We start from the raw sequence: 18,957 nt of genomic DNA on the forward strand, positions 1-18,957 counted from the left end.
TTGCAAGGCGGGACATTCCTATGCAACGCCGGGATTTCGCTTGCGCTGGATTTCCTGTTACCGTTCTTTTTACCCAAGGAAACATCCGGGTCTCCCAAGTTCCCGAGCTACCCCTTTGAGTACATGCCCTGGTCTAAGACCCCGGTGGTGTCCTGAATACTTGCCTTAGCATATTCAGGACTGCTGCCTTCCGCTGTCTCCAAAGCGTCGGCTTTTTCCTGCAAGCAGGATTATCACAATGACCACAACCATACATTTTTCGGGGCTCAATACAGAGCCTGCAATCTTGCTCCGTCCAGCTCCAGACTCCCGTTACCGGGTTTACCTGTGGACTTCGCTACTGACCTGCTGGTTAGTCTTTAGTCAGGTGGGACTATCTTAACATCAATGCCAGAGCAAGCCCTGCAGAGATGAAGGAAACAAACCGTTTCCCGAGCACCCACTTGGTAACAATATCGAGTTTCAAAGACCTTGTGTCTTATCCCAACGATTCGGATTTATCTTGGCACGAAAAGCATCTTGTTGTGGTGCCTGAAGCAGAGTCGGCCACAGGCGAGGATCTTACAATAAGTCAGGTTGACCTTGACAGTTTGATCAGGTCCAAGGCTGCCATGTACACAATCCTGGAGACGATTACATTATCAGTCGGTATTCTTTTGAATGAACTTTCGAAGTTTTATGTTGCAGGAACATTCGGTTCTTTTATAGATCCCGGATCTGCAATATCTATCGGCATGCTTCCAGATCTGCCCATAGATACTTATCAGACTCTCGGCAATAGTTCCCTTGGTGGCGCTTCTATGGCGCTTACTTCATGCGAGCATATTGATGAGATTTATAGCATAAGGGACAGCATTACTTACCTTGAACTCAATGTTAATCAGGATTTTATGAACCGTTTCAGCGCAGCCAGGTTTCTCCCCCATACCAACAGGGCGCTTTTCCCTTCCGTGTCATAGCTGATTTATAAAAAATAATAATAATTTATAACAGTTAGAGGGGTAACCATGAAAAAATATACGTTATTATCGATTTTAACAATTAGCCTGCTTATTTCTGCGGGCTGCTCCAAGGCCTATAAAGTTAAACCAATGCCATTTAAAATTCCTGCTTCGTACGGAAATAGTGTAGATGTTGCGGGTGCTGAGATTGCTGCCGAAGCATTCACCGATCCAGTTAAAACAAAAGATGCCTTTGGATTTGATATACTCGGCGCAAAAATGCTTCCTGTCCAGGTTGTATTCGATAACCAGGGACCCCACGCGCTGGAAATTGATGGCGCGCAGACTTTTCTTGAGGATGCAAAGGGCAATTTATGGCCGATTTTAAGCAGTGAAATCGCCCATGAAAGAGCTACAAAATATGCCAAAACAGGGCAGATAGTCAAAGAGGGAGCATCAAAAAGCCTGTGGGGCGCAGCAGCCGGCTCTATCATAGGCGCGGCTGTGGGAATAGTAACCGGTGACAATGTGGCCGAGGCTGCAGGCATAGGCGCTGCCGTGGGAGCCGCGGCAGGCGCCACCGCAGGTGGAATGGTCGGTTACAGTTCGGATGACGCTCGAAGAAAAATTGCAACCGACCTGCGCGTGAAATCACTGCAAAACAGATCTATTGAACCGAAAAATCTTGCCTATGGATTCCTGTTTTTTCCTGGTGAAGCTAATTCGGCAATTAAACTTCGCCTAAGGCTGGTTGAAGAGGATACCGGAGATGGGCATGTAGTTGTTTTGGGGTTCAGGAAAAGAACCGAAAAATGAATATAATAGTACCAAAATCTATTTTAGGGGCGCATCTCTCCATTGCCAAAGGTTTGCATACGGCAATTTATGAAGCAGAGAAGCTTAATTGCAACGCTCTTCAGATTTTTACAAAAAATGCAGCAACCTGGAAGGAAAAGCGCGTAACCCCTGATGATATTGATCTATTTAAACTTGCCATGACGGAAACCGGGATCAAACAAATAGCCTCCCATACATCCTACCTTATCAATCTTGCGGCCACAGACAAAAAAAAACATGCCATGTCACGCAAGGCTCTTCAGGATGAGCTGATAAGATCCTCCTTCCTCGGCATTCCGTATGTTGTACTGCATCCGGGATCACATATGGGAAGCGGTGAACAAAAAGGAATAGAACAGATATCGGATTCCATAAATGAAATTTTTTCCGGTATTCCTGATTTAAACACACGGCTCCTGCTTGAAACTACTGCCGGCCAGGGTTCCGGCATTGGACATAGCTTTGAACAGATTGCATCAATTTTAGAGAAAATTGAAAATATAAATAAAGCCGGGGTCTGTCTTGATACCTGCCATATTTTTGCAGCCGGCTATGATATTAGAACCGGGGAAGTATATAATGAAACAATTAAAATATTTGATGAAATTATAGGCCTTCAGCAACTATATCTGATGCATCTGAATGACTCAAAAAAAGAGCTGGGATCAAGGGTCGATCGCCACGAGCAGATCGGCAAGGGATTTATAGGATTAAAGGCTTTTGAACTGATTATGAACGATAACAGGCTCCGAAATATCCCCAAAATAATCGAGACCCCCAAAGGTAAGGAAGGGAATAAAATGGACCGGATTAATCTGGATACCCTTGTCGGCCTTATTTATGAACGCCCATTATAGATTTTTACTTAAATAATTTCAATGCGTTATCGGTCAAAACCTGCGTAGGGGCACGATGCATCGTGCCCATCAGTCTACATCCCTAATAGGTTCCAGGATCAGAAAAGTCGGAAGCCCCATCACTCCAAAATAATCCAAAACTTCTTTTATTTCTTTTGAATCCGGCCGTTCAGCCCGGAATTTAAGCTTGATAAAAGGTTTTAATTTTTTATTCACCAGCTCGTTCTTCAAGGTCGTTTTGTCCATTGCCGTACAATTTTTGCACCAGCTTGCCCAGAAATCGATTAATAAAGGTTTTTTTTCTTTGTTAGCAATTCCCAAAGCCCGGCCAAGATTATCATGCCAACCTTTATAATCAATCCTGATGGTTGAATGCCAATAAAATGTTTTATTCGGGTCCTGCGCCGTTTTATAGATGCCGTAGGCAAGATGGCCGTAATAAAATCCTGAAAGCAGAATGATTACAGCAAATATTTTTTTTATAACAAGCATCCATTTTCCAGGCCTGGGCAGTAAAGATAATCCCGCGCCGGCAAACGGCCAGGGGCTGCCCATGCCTATGCCTAAAAAAAACGGCATAAAAATACCAATAAAATTGCCCTGCGAATAGACCTGGCTTGCAAAAACAAGCATCGCAATTACAACCGGCGCAACACAGGCGCCCGCAAGCAACGCTGACACGCCTCCCATAAAAAATACTATAAAAAAACCCTTGTTTTTATTTAAACGGCCGGCAGGTTGAAACCTTGAAAAATCTATAGTTAAAATATCGAACATCGCAAGGGCAAGGATAATAAAAATTAAAGCTATTCCCAGATTAAACCATGGATTTGAATTCAGCGCACCGAATGTGGAGCCCGTTATTACAACAATCCCTCCGATAATTCCATACGCAAGAGCTATCCCGCAAGCATAAACAAGACCTATGGAAAAACCGCGGATTTTGGAACCGGCCTGCGCACCTGCACCTATTATCGCAATATTAACCGGAATCATCGGCAGCACACAAGGGGTTAAGTTTAAAGCCAGCCCGCCCAGCAAAATCAAAATAAGAGCAAGCTGGATACCCCCTTGGTTAAAACGTTCCAGAAGGCCGGAGCTGCTGCCGGCTGCATCTGCTTTTGCAGGATCAATAAAATTTAGAAATTCATCGGCATCAGTATACCCGACCAGCCTTTTACTGATTTTAAAAGAACCGGCGAGTTCTTTCCAATCTAATTTTTTGTCAGGCTCTACCGCCTTGAAGTCTTTTAAAACATCTTGCGATGAGCGGCTTTTTTTCAACAGGGTTAATTGAAACCTTTTTGATGCCGGCATAAAGCAGAGTTTCCGGTCGCATCCCTGATAAGATACTTCAATATTCAGATGTTCATTATTATCCAGGTTTTTGACTTTATATCTAACAAAAAAATTTTCCGTATATACTAAAAGTATTTTGTTGAAAAACGGATCAGTTTTTTTAATCGGTTCGGGGATATTATCCGGCACAAGCAGAACATCGGGAGGTTGTTTCACGTCTACTTTAATTTTATCCGCATATATATAATGGTCACTCGGAACAGAGAAATTTATAACAAGAATTTTTTCCGTTCCTTTTTCCGCCCGGAGCGCGGCCGATATATCAACACCATCCCGGCATAATCCGGATCCGACGGAGTTAAAACAAGATACTAAAAATATGAACGCACAAATTCTTACGGCAAAATTCATAAATAACCTTTTTTACGTTCCGTTGGGAAATATATCTTTTTGGCCTTGATCATCGTTTCGGCCACAGATCCGGCTCAGACGCCTTGAAACTTCGCAGGAATGATGGTGAGCAAAGTTTTAAGTGTTACGTGGTGTATTTCTTAAAACTTAAAACCTAAAACTTTTATTTCTTACATGGACAGTCGGGCTGACAGCATTTGCTACCTGGCCGAAACGATGATCAAGGCCATCTTTTATTGTCAATCACCACTGATCCAATGGACTCTCTATCGCGTCAATATCTTTTTTCATCACATGGGTATAAATTTCTGTGGTTTTTACATCAGCGTGACCCATCAATGTTTGCAATACTCTGATATTTATACCATTTTCCAACATATGCGTTGCAAAACTATGACGAAGGGTATGACATCCTGCTTTTTTATGAATTCCCGATTGAGTCACTGCCCGTTTTACCGCTTTTTGAAGTCCTGTTTCTAAAACATGATGACGCATTTCCCTACCTGACCGAGGATCAATTGATCGTTTTTTTGCGGGAAAAACATATTGCCATCCCGTTTCCCTTGCCGCATTCGGATACTTCCTGTCCAGTGCGTGGGGCAAGTAAACCGCCCCGAATCCTTCCACCAGATCCTCGTGATGCTGCACAATCACTCGATCAATATGGAAACGTAATTCATCCCGAATATTTTGTGGAAGCACGCTCAGCCTGTCTTTTCCTCCTTTTCCTCCTCTGACATAAATTTTGTTTTGACCAAAATCGACATCCTGAATCCTTAATCGAATACATTCCATCAAGCGTAACCCGGCGCCATACAACAGTTTTGCCATTAACAAATGGGTTCCTTTCAGTTTTAAAAACATGCCTTGAACTTCCTCTTTCGTCAAAACCGTTGGAGGATGTACCTTTTTCTTTGAGCGTATAGGCATCATTTCTCCCTCAATAGGCATATCCAAAACCTCCCTATAAAGGAAAACCAGGGCATTTAAAGCCTGACGCTGTGTGGATGCCGCCACATTTTTTTTACCCACCAGGTTTGACAGAAAGGCTTCAACTTGTTGTCTCCCCATTTCTCGTGGATGGGTCTTTCCTCCATAATAGTGGATATACCGCACAATCCATTGACAATACGTAACTTCTGTGCGATATGCATAATGATGGTAACGTAAAACTTCTTTGACTTGATCCATTAATTTTGCTTTTGGATCAGGACGGAATCTGCGTTTATTCTGCATCATATTTACTTTAATATCGTAATAAGTGTAAAAATTGGTCAATAAATGTAATATGTGTACTAAATATATATTTTATGCGGATTTTGTTGTTTAATATAACAATATGCGTAAAAAAGCGCAACCTATATGCGAAAATAACATGTACTTTTTTACACTTATTGCTCTGATAAGTTGACCGTGAGCTCCGCTGCGCTACGCACACGGTCAACTTATCGCCGGCTGTCGAGTTCCTCGAACGTCCTTGACAGGTTCCGCTCACGCTCCACCTATCAAGGGCGTTCGAGCCGACTGCGATTCTCGACACTGAATGAAAAAAAACCGCCTTTTTCATTCAGTGCCTGCGATTCTCGCGGCTCAACAGCCGGCGTTAGCGTATAAGGATATATAATTTAGACTATTTTTTTAATAAAGTTAAAAAAGGGTAAAATAAATGGAATTAAAAGAAAAAATAAAAAAAGAAATTGACTCTATCCCAGAAGAATATTTATTTCAGTTAGAAAAATATATTAAAATTTTAAAAAATAACATTCAAAAGGAAAAACGAATAAAAACTCTTCATTTACAAGGAAAATTTGACAAAGTAAACATAAGAAAAATGGCATATGAGTAATTCTATATTAATAGACACAAATGTTCTTATTTACGCAGTTGATGCTGATTCTCAGTTTCATAACCGAGCATGGAATATTTTATTAGATCCAGAAGTAAGACTTTTTACAACATCAAAGAATATTTCTGAATTTTTAGTAGTCTTGACAAGAAATGTAGAGATAGGATTATCAACAGGTGAATGTTTGGAGATATTAAAAGAATTATTAAGAGATATTGTTGTGCTTTATCCCACCCCGAAATCATTTAAAATCTTTGAGGAATTAATTCAAAAATATAATCCTCGTGGTTTATGGATACATGATGTGGAAATAGCTAGTATTGGCATTTCATATGGTGTTTCAACTATAGTTACGAGAAATGTTTCTGATTTTAGACGAATAAAGGAAATAAGTATAAAAGAAATATAATCATTACAAACGGTTACGCTAACAAGGCGCTCCAGTGGACTCGCAACCCGCCTGCGCCTATGGCTTAGCGGTTGCTCGCCACTGAGCTTTGCGATAAGTTGACCGTGAGCTCCGCTACGCTACGCACACGGTCAACTTATCGCCGGCTGTCGAGTTCCTCGAACGTCCTTGACAGGTTCCGCTCACGCTCCACCTATCAAGGGCGTTCGAGCCGACTGCGATTCTCGACACTGAATGAAAAAAAACCGCCTTTTTCATTCAGTGCCTGCGATTCTCGCGGCTCAACAGCCGGCGTTAGGCCAGAGATGGTTACAACAGAGAGATAAATTGCTATAATGGAAATTGACAATATCATTAATGCTATACAAGGCAACAGAATACGGATTACCGATCATGCTGATGAAGAAGGTGAATCCGATCAATTGACATTTGATGAAATATATTTCTCGGTTTTTCATGGCGCAATTATTGAAGATTATCCAGATGATAAGCCATATCCGAGTTGCCTTATTTATGGCCAAACTTTTAGCGGTGATCCTGTTCACAGCGTTTGGGCTTTTAATGATGAGAATCAATGGGCTGTTCTCATAACAGTCTATCGCCCAGATCCCGATCGCTGGATTAATTTCCGAGTAAGGAGAAAAAAATCATGATGCCATTTAAAAAATGTCCAATTTGCGGTGGTGAACTGAAAGAGAAGGAAGTAGAAAAACTTCTGCGTGGTGGAAATCATACGGCAACTCTACGAGTCCATGCTGAAGTATGCTTGTATTGTGGGGAACGCTTATATACTGAAGAGACGGTAAGGTTCTTTGAGCAAATCAGAAACAAATTGAAACACCAGGAGCTGTTGGGTTTTCAGCCCTTGGGACAATCATTTAAGGTAGATGTCAATTGGCCTAACAAAGCAAATGCAGCCGACGCTCGTACCTCGCGCGGCTGATTTGCAACGTTATACCTGTACAATAATTTGATTTAGAGGTTTTTCATGATTCCCTATTTATTTATGGTGGCAATTAGTGGGTTTATAGTAGCAAGGCATGCAAAACTCAAAGGAAGAAGCCCAGTAGAATGGTTCATCTTTGGCGCATTGGTGCCTGGGATATCACTTCTAGTCGTTGGGCTAATCAAACCATGGGATCAATTTGATTATAATAAAACTTTAACCAATAACGGTCAGCTACAAGAAGATTACGAAAACGACACGCTGGATCAAAAAGACATTGATGATAATTCAACTTCTTTTGAAGATCATGGTGCTCTTTCTGAGGATTTTGAAAAGATTCGTTCTGAATATTTTAAAGCAGAAAGGTTAAAAAAAGAAGCTGAGACAGACAGGGAAAAAGCAAGGTTGGCACGTCAAGAAGCCGAAGAAATAAGGCGAAAAGCTTTTGAGGAATGGGAGAAAATCAGAACAAATTTGAATGCATCTAAACATGACATGGAAAATCCTTATAATGTACTAGGAGTTCATGAAAATGATTCATTTGACACAATTAAAGAGGTTTATAGAAAACTCGTACAAATCTATCATCCTGACAAACACATGAGAACTAATAGATTATCAATAAAACAAAAGAATAATCTGCTATCTCGTATTAATGCTGCCTATGATTGGATTGCAGAACATCATGGAAAAATGTAGAATGACTTTGGTATAACCTCGCTAATTCAGCCGACGCAAAAAGCCGCGCGGCTGATTAGCCCGTTGGCCTGAAAAAATCCTTGACGATTAAATTTTTTATGTATATACTTCGGATATACATTAGGAGGTGATCATATGCTTGCAAAAATTCAAAAATGGGGAAATAGTCAAGGACTTCGCATCACAAAGGCATTGCTTTCAGATGCGCAGATAAATGTAGGCGATGACGTCAATATTTTTGTAAAAGACGGCGCCTTAATCGTCACCCCGGCCCAAAAAGTCCGTAAGAAATATAATCTCAAGGATCTTGTTGCGAAAATTCCCAAAGGACATCAAACCAAAGAAACCGATTGGGGAGAACCAGTTGGAAAAGAGGTCTGGTAAATGTCAGTCTATATTCCGAAGCAGGGAGACATAATCGCAATTACATTTGATCCACAAGCTGGGCATGAGCAAAAAGGACGCCGACCAGCATTGGTTGTCAGCAAGGATCTATTCAATAGAAGCACTGGTTTATCTATTGTGTGCCCAATTACAAATACTGACCGTGACTTTCCCTTTCACGTATCAATACCAGAGGCAAGCAAGTTGACCGGTTTCGTCATGGTTGAGCAAGTAAAATCAGTTGATTTCCGAGCTCGCCGTGTTAAACGTATCGAGCGGCGGAACGACGAACTGTTGTCTGAAGTACTTTCAATATTAGATGCTTGTATATATGAATAGGCCAACCAAGGCATTCAGCAGACCGCAAACAGCCGCGGCTGCTGATGCCCGCCGTTAGGGTTTCAAAAAGGAGAAATACTTGGATAAAAATGAGTTAAAAACTATCCTAAAGCGGCTGATAGATGAGGCTCTTGTAATTGCCCCGTCAATAAAACGTGTAGAAACAGGTGGGAAGTACGGTACTGTAACTGATGAGGAGCTAAACGTTGATGCATTTGTAACTTGGGAGATTGAATCGCGATCAATATTGAGTCAGTTGTCAAATAGTTATCCTATATTTAAAGATATTTACAAGGACTATACAGATGAGAAGAATGCCTCAAAGAGGTATCACAGTAAATCTATTCTAGTTCACAAAATACAACAGCTGCTTGCTGGAGCACTAGTCATGCTTGATTCACCATTGCTTGAACCTCAAACAAATATTTTGCCATCAATTAAGCAGCTATCAGTGGACTCAAGTTATGCATTCATAGCGATGCCAATAGACCCTGATGATCATCAACTGATAGATGTTCTAGACGCAATTAAGGAGGCTGCCAAGAAATGTGATATCCATGCGGAAAGAATCGACGAGCCTCAATCGAATGAAAGAATCACTGATAGAATACTCGAATCAATCAGTCGTGCAGGATACATAATTGTTGATTTGACACATTCTCGACCTAATGTTTTCTTCGAGGCTGGCTATGCACATGGCCTTGGGAAGATTCCAATTTATATTGCCAGACAAGGATCAAAGCTTGAATTCGACTTGAAAGATTACCCAGTATTATTTTTCAAAAACCTAAGGGAGCTGAAAGACTCTCTTGAAAAGCGTCTCAAGGGCTTGAGCACAAGTACCGGACCCTAACCATTTTCTGCACCTGACCGGTGTTCCGCTGCCGCTCCACACCGGCAGGTGAGAAATACGATAAGTTGACCGTGAGCTCCGCTACGCTACGCACACGGTCAACTTATCGCCGGCTGTCGAGTTCCTCGAACGTCCTTGACAGGTTCCGCTCACGCTCCACCTATCAAGGGCGTTCGAGCCGACTGCGATTCTCGACACTGAATGAAAAAAAACCGCCTTTTTCATTCAGTGCCTGCGATTCTCGCGGCTCAACAGCCGGCGTTGTAAACCTTCTCGCAGGCTTAATTTTGAGTTTTATTTTTCACTGTCTGTTTTGCTAACAACCGTTGCCGGTATCTGCCGGTTATCGTTTTTGCTGGCGTTTCTTGTTACTTTTTTGAACGTCAGCTTCGGCAAGCATTTTACAGGTTTCACTGTTTCGGTACTCGGCGACATCTCGCCTTGCTTTTTGCGGCTTTTTTGGTAAAGTCAGCATCGCATCAACAAACATTGTTGCAGAATGCCGCAAACAGCGGTTTTCTCTTTGGCAACCGATGTTTTTATTGTCATTATTCCAGCATTCGGTTGCATCTCGTTCCGCTTTCTGTGACTATTTCTCAAGGCGTTGCTTATTGTTTTAACTGGTTATGCTGCAAGCGCCGGCAAACAGCGGTGTGTTCGCCAACTTTGCATTATTTGCAAGCGTTTAATTACGCTTTCTCAAATCCGGCTGCTTTACAAAAAGCAGGTCGTCGTATCCGGTAGGGGTTTACAACAAAACACTACACCCGACCGTCAACAGCGGTGCTTTTTTTTGAAATGTTGTCTTCCGCATAAATGTTGTCGTTTGCGGAAGGTCTTGTCCCGCATGTTGGCGGCCGGTGAGTTCATCGTTCGCCTTCACAGAAAGACAACACAATGGATTTGGGGAAAATTATAGATAAACATTATGGCTGGCTGAATCCAGTACTTATTTTCTTTACTACTGTTACATCTGCTTTGTTTAGTTACGAGCCTTCACTGGAGTATCAGAACTCCCATCCAATTAAAATAAAAATATATAATGCTTATCATGATATAAACATTTATGTTTTTATTGTTTTCGCTTTGTTGTTATTGATCGTTACCGCTGTTAATTATCGTAACAGAAAAACAATATCTAAACTAAGCAGAAGTCTTAAAAATTCAGAAAAAATAAATGAAAAAATATCTGAAAATATAAAGGAATTGTTTAGTGGGCACTTATATAAACTAGCAAATCAGAGACTTTCTTTCTCTCCAACTGAGAGAATAACATTGTATTTACATAATGGTAACAATTCATTTGTTCCATTTGCAAGGTACTCTTCAAACCCAAATTTTAGCAAGCCAGGAAGGACCTTGTATCCAGCAAATGCAGGGTGCATATGTAGAGGGTGGGAAGATAAGTGGCATTTTCGTACATTTGAGAATGATGCGGAAATGACTATTCTGAGTTGCGATGAGTATGGAATGGACAGAGATGTCGTTGACACTTTAAAAATGAGGTCATTGCTATTTGCAGTTGCGAGAATTGACAATAATGATAGGGAACCAATTGGTGTGTTGGTTGTTGAGTCAATGGATAACAGTAAATACACTGAGCGTCAAATAAGAAATATACTTTATGAACACAAGGAGTATTTGTGGGAAATGATAAGTGTTCTAATTGGATTTATCCCTACTCCGCATGACGCAAGCACCATAGAGGAGGATTAGGATGGCATCGATAAGAGATATCTGTTTGTATATACTAAGAAAATACCCACATAAAGATGAGCTTTCAAATGCTCGATTAACCAAAATGATATACTTATCTGATTGGCTAAACTCGATAAAGCATGGGAAGCAAATTACAGATATCGAATGGTTTTATGACAATTATGGGCCGTTCGTTTGGGATGTATTTAATGAAATAGCCCAAAATGATGACTTGTTTAGTATTGAAGCAACCTATAATTTATATGGCGGAGAAAAAAAGCTTGTTACTTTAAAGAAAAAGGAAACCCCAGAGATTTCTGAATCAGAAAAAGAAATCATTGATAAAGTTATTGAGAAAACAAAGTCAATGTACTGGAATGATTTTATCAAACTTGTTTATTCAACTTATCCTATTTTAAGTTCTGAAAAATATACTCATTTAAACTTGATTGACAAGGCAAAGGAATATAAAAAACAAAAGCAATTAAAGGGCGAACAAAGCGCTTCTCGTGCCAAGATAAATCCGAATCGTTGGGATAAGACACAAGGTCTTTGAAACTCGATATTGTTACCAAGTGGGTGCTCGGGAAACGGTTTGTTTCCTTCATCTCTGCAGGGCTTGCTCTGGCATTGATGTTAAGATAGTCCCACCTGACTAAAGACTAACCAGCAGGTCAGTAGCGAAGTCCACAGGTAAACCCGGTAACGGGAGTCTGGAGCTGGACGGAGCAAGATTGCAGGCTCTGTATTGAGCCCCGAAAAATGTATGGTTGTGGTCATTGTGATAATCCTGCTTGCAGGAAAAAGCCGACGCTTTGGAGACAGCGGAAGGCAGCAGTCCTGAATATGCTAAGGCAAGTATTCAGGACACCACCGGGGTCTTAGACCAGGGCATGTACTCAAAGGGGTAGCTCGGGAACTTGGGAGACCCGGATGTTTCCTTGGGTAAAAAGAACGGTAACAGGAAATCCAGCGCAAGCGAAATCCCGGCGTTGCATAGGAATGTCCCGCCTTGCAACGAGTCTGCCATTGGCAGAAACACAAACATTAAAAGACGGGCGATACAAGGTATCAGGGGAGGATAGCGAAGAGCGAACGAACCTGAGATAAACATTCGGAAGTCTTAGCAGATCATAGTACCGATGATTAAGAATTGAACTATCTTGATCGGAAAGGTGGGGAAGTGATGCCCAAGCGACCCACTGCAGGGAAGGTGAAGCAGGGTATAACGTTTTTTTTTGGCAGGAATTATGGGAGATACACAGAGGTCACAAACCATATCAACAAAAAGCCGAGAAATTGCAAGAACGGTCGCTTGCAATTCCAGACCGATAGAATGGGGACAACCACCGGTATTAACAGGTGGGTCATCCCTTATCAAAATCGAGCTGCTTGCTCAAAATAATCATGAACTGGTATTTACATCAGTAGTCCATCGGATAGACTTTGATTTACTGAAACAATCCTTTCGTAAAATTCGGAAAAGCGAATCTGCAGGAGTGGACAAGGTTACGGCAAAGGAGTATGCCGAAAATCTTGATCAAAACCTCTATAATCTGTATGAACGACTGCGGAGAGGACAGTACGTTGCGTCTCCTGTAAAGCGTATCTGGATAGACAAGGAAGGAGGGGAAAAGCGTCCAATTGGCATACCTGTACTTGAGGATAAAATTGTCCAGAAAGCAGCAGCAGCCATATTGAATGTCATATTTGACAGGAATTTTTACAATTTTTCCCATGCATTCAGAAAAGGTCGGAGCCAACACATGGCAATCAAAGATTTACGTGAGCAATGCTTGAAGCAGAATATCAGCTGGATAGTAAGCGCAGATATTACAGGACTATTTGACAATATTAATCACGAGTTACTTAAAGACATGATACGTCGGAGAGTAAGTGACGGCGGAATGATTCGCCTGATAGGGAAGTGGTTGAATGCAGGCGTAATGGAGGAAGGCAACCTGACGTACTCTGAAACGGGCACTCCACAGGGAGGAGTAATTTCCCCTGTGCTCAGTAATATCTTTCTTCATTATGTTTTAGATGACTGGTACGTGAAAGAAGTGATCCCCCGGATGAAAGGGAGATGCTCCATCATACGCTGGGCGGATGATTTCATCCTCGGGTTCGAGTATGAAAAAGACGCATTGCGTGTCATGGATGTATTACCCAGGCGGTTCGAACAGTTCGAGCTGTCACTTCACCCGGAAAAGACAAAACTGATTCGATTTTCCAAACGCATTAGCGGAAAGGGAAACGGGACGTTTGATTTTTTAGGGTTTACATTTTACTGGTCAAAATCATTAAAAGGGTACATGGTAATAAAGAAAAAGACGGCAAGAAAGCGTTCAAGCCGTTTTATGAAGAGAATATGGATATGGTGCAAGGATAACCGTCATAAGCCAATGGCCGAGCAGTATGAGATTCTTTGCAGTAAACTGCGAGGTTTTTACCAGTACTTTGGAGTAATAAGTAACTACAAAGTGCTGGAAGTTGTGTTTGAATATACTGAGAAAGCATGGCGTCGATGGTTAAGCCGAAGAAGTCACAAGGGCGAAGTAATGTTCGAGGACTTGCGCACAACATACCCACTGCCATTACCCAGAATAGTCCATAATATTTGATGCCGTAAGGGCTGCAAAGTTATACGCCAAACGGGGTGTCGCCTGTTTGGTTGATAATCCGGTAAAAAGGATTTGAACCGAGGAACCGTATGAGGGAAATCTTCACGTACGGGTCTGTAGGGGGGGCGTCGGGTAACCGATGCTCCTACCTGGAACCTGACCGCTATTCCGCTGACGCTTCATAGCGGCAGGTGAGCTTGGTCGATAAGTTGACCGTGAGCTCCGCTACGCTACGCACACGGTCAACTTATCGCCGGCTGTCGAGTTCCTCGAACGTCCTTGACAGGTTCCGCTCACGCTCCACCTATCAAGGGCGTTCGAGCCGACTGCGATTCTCGACACTGAATGAAAAAAAACCGCCTTTTTCATTCAGTGCCTGCGATTCTCGCGGCTCAACAGCCGGCGTTGGGCATAAAACAATTGACAATCAATGATACTTATAGTATTCATACCTCATGAAAAATATAGCATACCAACTCACACTTTTTGATGATCCTGACGAAAACGGCGTTCAATTTAAGCCGATGCACGTCAATAAATCCACCTTTAAGGGTGGCCTTATTGCGCCAGTTCACAATTGGTTTCGGTTAACCCCAAGCTTTGGGCCGCAACTCGTTGATTATATGCTTAACGTTATGGGATACCAGCAGGGCCAAAAAGTTCTCGACCCGTTTTCTGGAGCTTGTACTACTCAGATACAATGTAAACTAATGGGAATCCCATCTTACGGTTTTGAAATAAACCCATTATTGCATTTCGTTGGGACCACAAGTTTGAACTGGGATCTCGATAGAAGTGATTTAAAAAAAGAATTTCAGAATATTGAAAAATTATATCTGAGCAGTGAAAAACACTTTCTCAGTGCACAAATAGACGAACTTCCAATACCTAAAATACATAATCCATTTAGGTGGTGGAGGGAGGATGTACTCCGAAAAATGCTTTGTCTAAAAAAGACGATTTTATCTATCAATGACAAATCAGTAAAAGATTTTTTCATATTGGCTTTTGCGTGTTGTTTGATACCAGATTTAACTAATATTACTCTTGGCCGGTTGCAGCTTCATTTCATCAATAGAGATGATGACAACATTGATGTGTTAGGATCATTTAAACAAAAAGCCAAGATGATGATCGATGATATTGGTAAGGTTTTTGACTTAAAAGATGTAATATCAAAAGTTTATTATTGCGATTCAACTTGCCTGGATAATACTGTTCACGACTTTACCGCAGATTATATTGTTACATCGCCGCCATATCCAAACAGGTATAGTTATGTTTGGAATACCCGACCACATTTGTACTTTTTCGATTTTTTCTCTAAACCAAAAGAGGCTGCCGACCTCGATAAAAAAACTATAGGTGGCACATGGGGAACGGCTACCTCATGTTTGCAAAAAGGAATTATCAAACCGCTAAATGACACAGTTGGCAAAGCAGCAGGAAAAGTTGTTTCTGATATCCGTGAAAAAGACAATTTGATGGCTAATTATGTAATGAAATATTTTAATATGTTAGCTCATCAGATTTTACAGGCTGAAAATGTTCTTAGCGACAATAGCAAAGCCGCTTATGTTGTGGGGAATAGTTGGATAAAAGGAATATATGTAAACACAGATGAGATTTTGCAGAGTATATTTCTGGATAGTGAACTAAGTTACAAATCTGCAAAAATTGAAAGATTCAGAAGAAGGCATAGCGGAAAAGATTTATATGAGTCAATTGTTTTTGCATCAAAGATTTAAAGCTTATTTGTTCTCGTCTATAGCCGCTTTTAGGATGGGAGATTGGTAAATTTTTTTCATAAAATCTTTTATCGCCGTTTTTATCTCCGCACGAATATGTTCTTTTTGAAGAATTGATTGGAAATCTACAGATAAAAGCTCTTGCATAAAATTAATTCCTTCGTCTCCGACTAAAAATGTCCAACCTGCATTCGTCAACCTTTTTATTGCTTCATCTCTTGGGCTAATAGAGCTGAATATCAAATATATTGGTAATAAATCGGCCTCTATCAGATAAGTCACCATGTCTACATCTTTTCTCAATCTAGCACTATCATTAGGATTGAAATTATATCTTATTTCGATGCCAGCACCATTCTTATTTTCAACGTTCCCATGTTCGATATATTTTTGACACGTTTCGTTTAAATGCTTTTTGTGTTCTCCTGAAAGGAATTCATTTTTCAAACATATATCAAGCTCAAGATTTTTGAATTTTTCTTTTACTTGATCAGACGTTAAATCAAATCGTGCTGCTGCGACAAATCGTGGTATTTTGTCGTAAATTTCGCCCAATCTGCGCCCAATACTTATGCTCATTCTTCCAAGCTTTCGTATTGCGACATAACTTGCGGAATCAAAACAAAAGTCTTTATAAATTGAATCACCATTTAAATTGCTAAGCTCATCCTCAAAAGATTTTTGGCTAAAATCTTCATCGACTTTTTCTGCCCATCCATTCAGATGGTGACGAATTTCCTCGATAAATCTCTTTTCAATTTTTTGAATAATTGGATCTTTAGTCATTTTCAGCCAACAAGTTTTTAGCGTCTGTATTCAATGCCTTAGCAATCTTATCTAATGAGTTAACAGTGATATTGCGTTCAGCTCTTTCGACCGCACCTATATAGGTTCGGTGCAAGTTTGAAAGTTCTGCTAGCTGTTCCTGAGATAAGCCTTGCGCTTTCCGGAGCTTCCGAATATTATTTGAGATTATTAAAAGCAATCGGTTATCATTATTCATGTTGGCAAAGTGACATTATGATGACTAAAAGTCTACAGACTATAAGTAGCATTGCCCAACCAGGCGCTGCACTGGATGGCTATTCCGCTACGCTCTATAGCCACCAGTGAGCTAATCGATAAGTTGACCGTGAGCTCCGCTACGCTACGCACACGGTCAACTTATCGCCGGCTGTCGAGTTCCTCGAACGTCCTTGACAGGTTCCGCTCACGCTCCACCTATCAAGGGCGTTCGAGCCGACTGCGATTCTCGACACTGAATGAAAAAAAACCGCCTTTTTCATTCAGTGCCTGCGATTCTCGCGGCTCAACAGCCGGCGTTATGTGTTTAATGTTTAATAAAAAAAGTATAGCAAGAAAGTGCAAGCATTGATTTTTATTTTATGATATTTTTTTGGCAAGAATACATACTGAAAAGGAGGGGATGTCGTTATGATTTATTTGAAAAGAATCAAGATTAAAACCCGGGCTCAGCATATATGGATTCTGGGTGTACTAATGTGGGGAGTTCCAACTGCAATTTTATTTCTTTTAATTGGCTATTTTTTGTTTAAGGAAACATTTTTACTTAGTCGACTGATAATCAGCTTCATCGCATTTTCGATAGCAGGTTATTGTTTGGGAATCTGGACTTGGAAGCTTTCGCAAAAAAAAACAGAACGTTGACAAAAATAAAGAGAATTTTTAAATGACGATTTAATAAGGAGTAATTATTATGACCAAGAGAAAAAAAAGAATGTGTAGCTTTGCGAGGCAATATTTGATGGTGATATCGTTATTTATTTTTATGACTCTCCTTATTATGCCATCTTTTTCATTTGGGCTAACAATATTTCAAAGCTCCGATGATGCGATATTTTTTGCAGAAACACTTCCAAGCGTGGCTTTTCAAAATCTTGGATTTGATAAAGTTACAAATGTGTCACGCGTTAATACTGTTAGTGAAATTACAGATACAACTAATACTGTTTCAGCGGATTTTACATTTATTTTAGACGGCACACCTTATTCCGGTCCCGGGACGTGGGTATCAATTGAAACGGCTGATTCCCTTGACATTACGCTTAATTATAGCCTTTCTAATGGTGATAATGTTCTAGAATTTCAATATACATCTGACGGGGATTTTACTAATGATGTCAAGGATGAGACAGTCAACGCATCTCTGGGAGGATCCAGCCTTTCAATAACGAAACATACTGAGGAAACTATTACCCCAACATCAAAGACGACAAACATCACGGGTAACGTTGGGCTTAACAGCGAACATTTTAATGCCTCGATTACAATTATTGAAGATATTATTACACCTGAAACCAGCCAATTCACTATAACGTGCCAGAGTACACCTGTTAATCCGCCGGGGCCGGTTACCACCGTGCTGGCAGAATATCAGACCGTTACCGATCAAGATGGATCAATAGCGACCTTTTCAAAGTATGATGTGACGATCGGAGGCGAGCTTACGTATGAGCTGGATACTACACCTTCTACACACCAGGTACTCAAGATAGATGAAAATTCAGCCACCGAAAGCCTGGTTATGAATTTGCTACATGTAACAGATGGGAATAAAAAAATTAAGTATCAGGTCGACAATACCATTCAGCTAACTTATCTTTCAAAACTTTTGGGTGATCGGAATAGAAGCGGATGGAGTTGGAATGATTTTGCGAAGGATACTTTTAAAGGAGCTATAGGCGGTGCAGGAGGCGGTGCATTAGTGGCACTTGTTGGAACCGATGGAGGTGCGCCTGTTTCTGTACCTACAGCAGCTTCATTAGGCGCTCTTGGTGGAGCTGCTGGTGGTGCGTTAGGATATACCGTTGGCATAATATGGGACTGGATTTTTCAGGGAAGTTCACCTCCTGCTAAAGTTGAAGTTTATATATTTGTGGAAAACGACACAATGACTAACGGCCAGGTTGCAGGTGGTGATTTTTTCCCTTCTGTGCCTGCACTATCCGGATGGATGCAGGGATTGTTGATATCTTTCTTTATTTCTACAGGCATCGTTTTCATATTCCGTCGATGGCGAGTTCAGTCCGAATGAAATAAATATAA

22 protein-coding genes are annotated in these 18,957 nt (G+C 41.0%); 17 read left to right on the forward strand and 5 right to left on the reverse strand.

What is annotated here, in order from left to right; translation table 11 throughout:
• Positions 1–410 precede the first annotated feature (410 nt).
• The 3 genes from BuS5_RS19130 to BuS5_RS19140 are packed head-to-tail and all read left to right on the forward strand — an operon-like array spanning position 411 to position 2,635.
• A complete protein-coding gene (locus BuS5_RS19130) occupies positions 411–959 on the forward strand; it encodes an ASKHA domain-containing protein (RefSeq protein WP_274427892.1) in 549 nt (182 codons plus the stop codon).
• 48 nt (positions 960–1,007) lie between these two features.
• Positions 1,008–1,757: a glycine zipper domain-containing protein gene (locus BuS5_RS19135; protein ID WP_027354842.1), complete on the forward strand. Its 750-nt coding sequence runs from the start codon at positions 1,008–1,010 to the stop codon at positions 1,755–1,757.
• On the forward strand, positions 1,754–2,635 hold the full coding sequence (locus BuS5_RS19140; RefSeq protein WP_035266326.1) for a deoxyribonuclease IV: 882 nt from the start codon (positions 1,754–1,756) through the stop codon (positions 2,633–2,635). Before BuS5_RS19135 ends, BuS5_RS19140 begins: the two co-directional genes overlap by 4 nt.
• Positions 2,636–2,704: 69 nt before the next feature.
• Here the strand turns inward: BuS5_RS19140 and BuS5_RS19145 are convergent, their stop codons facing one another.
• Positions 2,705–4,345: a protein-disulfide reductase DsbD family protein gene (locus BuS5_RS19145; protein WP_027354843.1), complete on the reverse strand. Its 1,641-nt coding sequence runs from the start codon at positions 4,343–4,345 to the stop codon at positions 2,705–2,707.
• Between the two features lie 243 nt (positions 4,346–4,588).
• Positions 4,589–5,536 (reverse strand): integron integrase, encoded by a 948-nt coding sequence (locus BuS5_RS19150; protein WP_198012316.1) that lies wholly within the window; start codon positions 5,534–5,536, stop codon positions 4,589–4,591.
• A gap of 475 nt (positions 5,537–6,011) precedes the next feature.
• On the opposite strand from BuS5_RS19150, the gene BuS5_RS19155 reads away from it, so the two are divergent.
• The 8 genes from BuS5_RS19155 (at position 6,012) to BuS5_RS19190 (ending at position 9,821) form a co-directional block, all read left to right on the forward strand.
• Positions 6,012–6,191, forward strand: coding sequence for a hypothetical protein (locus BuS5_RS19155; RefSeq protein ID WP_027354845.1), 180 nt, complete (start codon positions 6,012–6,014; stop codon positions 6,189–6,191).
• Positions 6,184–6,600 carry a type II toxin-antitoxin system VapC family toxin gene (locus BuS5_RS19160; protein ID WP_027354846.1) on the forward strand — a complete coding sequence of 139 codons (417 nt, stop codon included), beginning with the start codon at positions 6,184–6,186 and terminating at the stop codon, positions 6,598–6,600. The genes BuS5_RS19155 and BuS5_RS19160 overlap by 8 nt, the downstream gene beginning before the upstream one ends.
• A 335-nt stretch (positions 6,601–6,935) precedes the next feature.
• Positions 6,936–7,253, forward strand: a complete 318-nt coding sequence (locus tag BuS5_RS19165) for a DUF4258 domain-containing protein (protein WP_027354847.1) — start codon at positions 6,936–6,938, stop codon at positions 7,251–7,253.
• Positions 7,250–7,543, forward strand: a complete 294-nt coding sequence (locus tag BuS5_RS19170; protein ID WP_051375122.1) for a YgiT-type zinc finger protein — start codon at positions 7,250–7,252, stop codon at positions 7,541–7,543. Before BuS5_RS19165 ends, BuS5_RS19170 begins: the two co-directional genes overlap by 4 nt.
• A gap of 45 nt (positions 7,544–7,588) precedes the next feature.
• Positions 7,589–8,245, forward strand: a complete 657-nt coding sequence (locus BuS5_RS19175; protein ID WP_027354848.1) for a DnaJ domain-containing protein — start codon at positions 7,589–7,591, stop codon at positions 8,243–8,245.
• A gap of 135 nt (positions 8,246–8,380) precedes the next feature.
• The gene (locus BuS5_RS19180) at positions 8,381–8,629 is read left to right on the forward strand and encodes an AbrB/MazE/SpoVT family DNA-binding domain-containing protein (RefSeq protein WP_027354849.1); all 249 of its coding nucleotides are present in this window, start codon (positions 8,381–8,383) and stop codon (positions 8,627–8,629) included.
• Positions 8,630–8,968, forward strand: a complete 339-nt coding sequence (locus tag BuS5_RS19185) for a type II toxin-antitoxin system PemK/MazF family toxin (RefSeq protein ID WP_027354850.1) — start codon at positions 8,630–8,632, stop codon at positions 8,966–8,968.
• Between the two features lie 79 nt (positions 8,969–9,047).
• The gene (locus BuS5_RS19190; protein ID WP_051375124.1) at positions 9,048–9,821 is read left to right on the forward strand and encodes a hypothetical protein; all 774 of its coding nucleotides are present in this window, start codon (positions 9,048–9,050) and stop codon (positions 9,819–9,821) included.
• Between the two features lie 343 nt (positions 9,822–10,164).
• On the opposite strand, the gene BuS5_RS19195 is transcribed toward BuS5_RS19190, so the two are convergent.
• Entirely contained in the window at positions 10,165–10,311 is a 147-nt protein-coding gene (locus BuS5_RS19195; protein WP_274427893.1) for a hypothetical protein, read from the reverse strand.
• A gap of 407 nt (positions 10,312–10,718) precedes the next feature.
• Here BuS5_RS19195 and BuS5_RS19200 point away from each other — a divergent pair, with 407 nt between their 5' ends.
• The 4 genes from BuS5_RS19200 to BuS5_RS19215 all read left to right on the forward strand — a co-directional run bounded on the left by BuS5_RS19200 (position 10,719) and on the right by BuS5_RS19215 (position 15,891).
• Positions 10,719–11,537, forward strand: coding sequence for a hypothetical protein (locus tag BuS5_RS19200; RefSeq protein ID WP_027355161.1), 819 nt, complete (start codon positions 10,719–10,721; stop codon positions 11,535–11,537).
• Position 11,538: 1 nt separating this feature from the next.
• On the forward strand, positions 11,539–12,075 hold the full coding sequence (locus BuS5_RS19205) for a Panacea domain-containing protein (RefSeq protein WP_051375258.1): 537 nt from the start codon (positions 11,539–11,541) through the stop codon (positions 12,073–12,075).
• Between the two features lie 694 nt (positions 12,076–12,769).
• Complete coding sequence (gene ltrA, locus BuS5_RS19210) at positions 12,770–14,143, forward strand: group II intron reverse transcriptase/maturase (protein ID WP_274427762.1); 1,374 nt, start codon at positions 12,770–12,772, stop codon at positions 14,141–14,143.
• A gap of 455 nt (positions 14,144–14,598) precedes the next feature.
• Positions 14,599–15,891 (forward strand): hypothetical protein, encoded by a 1,293-nt coding sequence (locus BuS5_RS19215; RefSeq protein ID WP_027354912.1) that lies wholly within the window; start codon positions 14,599–14,601, stop codon positions 15,889–15,891.
• A 3-nt stretch (positions 15,892–15,894) separates the two neighbouring features.
• Here the strand turns inward: BuS5_RS19215 and BuS5_RS19220 are convergent, their stop codons facing one another.
• Both BuS5_RS19220 and BuS5_RS19225 read right to left on the reverse strand, forming a co-directional pair.
• Positions 15,895–16,677 (reverse strand): hypothetical protein, encoded by a 783-nt coding sequence (locus BuS5_RS19220; RefSeq protein WP_027354913.1) that lies wholly within the window; start codon positions 16,675–16,677, stop codon positions 15,895–15,897.
• Entirely contained in the window at positions 16,670–16,894 is a 225-nt protein-coding gene (locus BuS5_RS19225) for a helix-turn-helix domain-containing protein (RefSeq protein ID WP_027354914.1), read from the reverse strand. Before BuS5_RS19225 ends, BuS5_RS19220 begins: the two co-directional genes overlap by 8 nt.
• Between BuS5_RS19225 and BuS5_RS19230 the strand changes: the two genes are divergently transcribed.
• Both BuS5_RS19230 and BuS5_RS19235 read left to right on the forward strand, forming a co-directional pair.
• The gene (locus tag BuS5_RS19230) at positions 16,795–17,004 is read left to right on the forward strand and encodes a hypothetical protein (protein WP_274428179.1); all 210 of its coding nucleotides are present in this window, start codon (positions 16,795–16,797) and stop codon (positions 17,002–17,004) included. The two genes, BuS5_RS19225 and BuS5_RS19230, sit on opposite strands and share 100 nt — an antisense overlap.
• A 604-nt stretch (positions 17,005–17,608) precedes the next feature.
• Entirely contained in the window at positions 17,609–18,946 is a 1,338-nt protein-coding gene (locus BuS5_RS19235) for a hypothetical protein (RefSeq protein WP_027354916.1), read from the forward strand.
• Positions 18,947–18,957 lie beyond the last annotated feature (11 nt).

This window comes from Desulfosarcina sp. BuS5, assembly GCF_028752835.1.
In the GTDB taxonomy this organism is placed as follows: Bacteria; Desulfobacterota; Desulfobacteria; order Desulfobacterales; family BuS5; genus BuS5.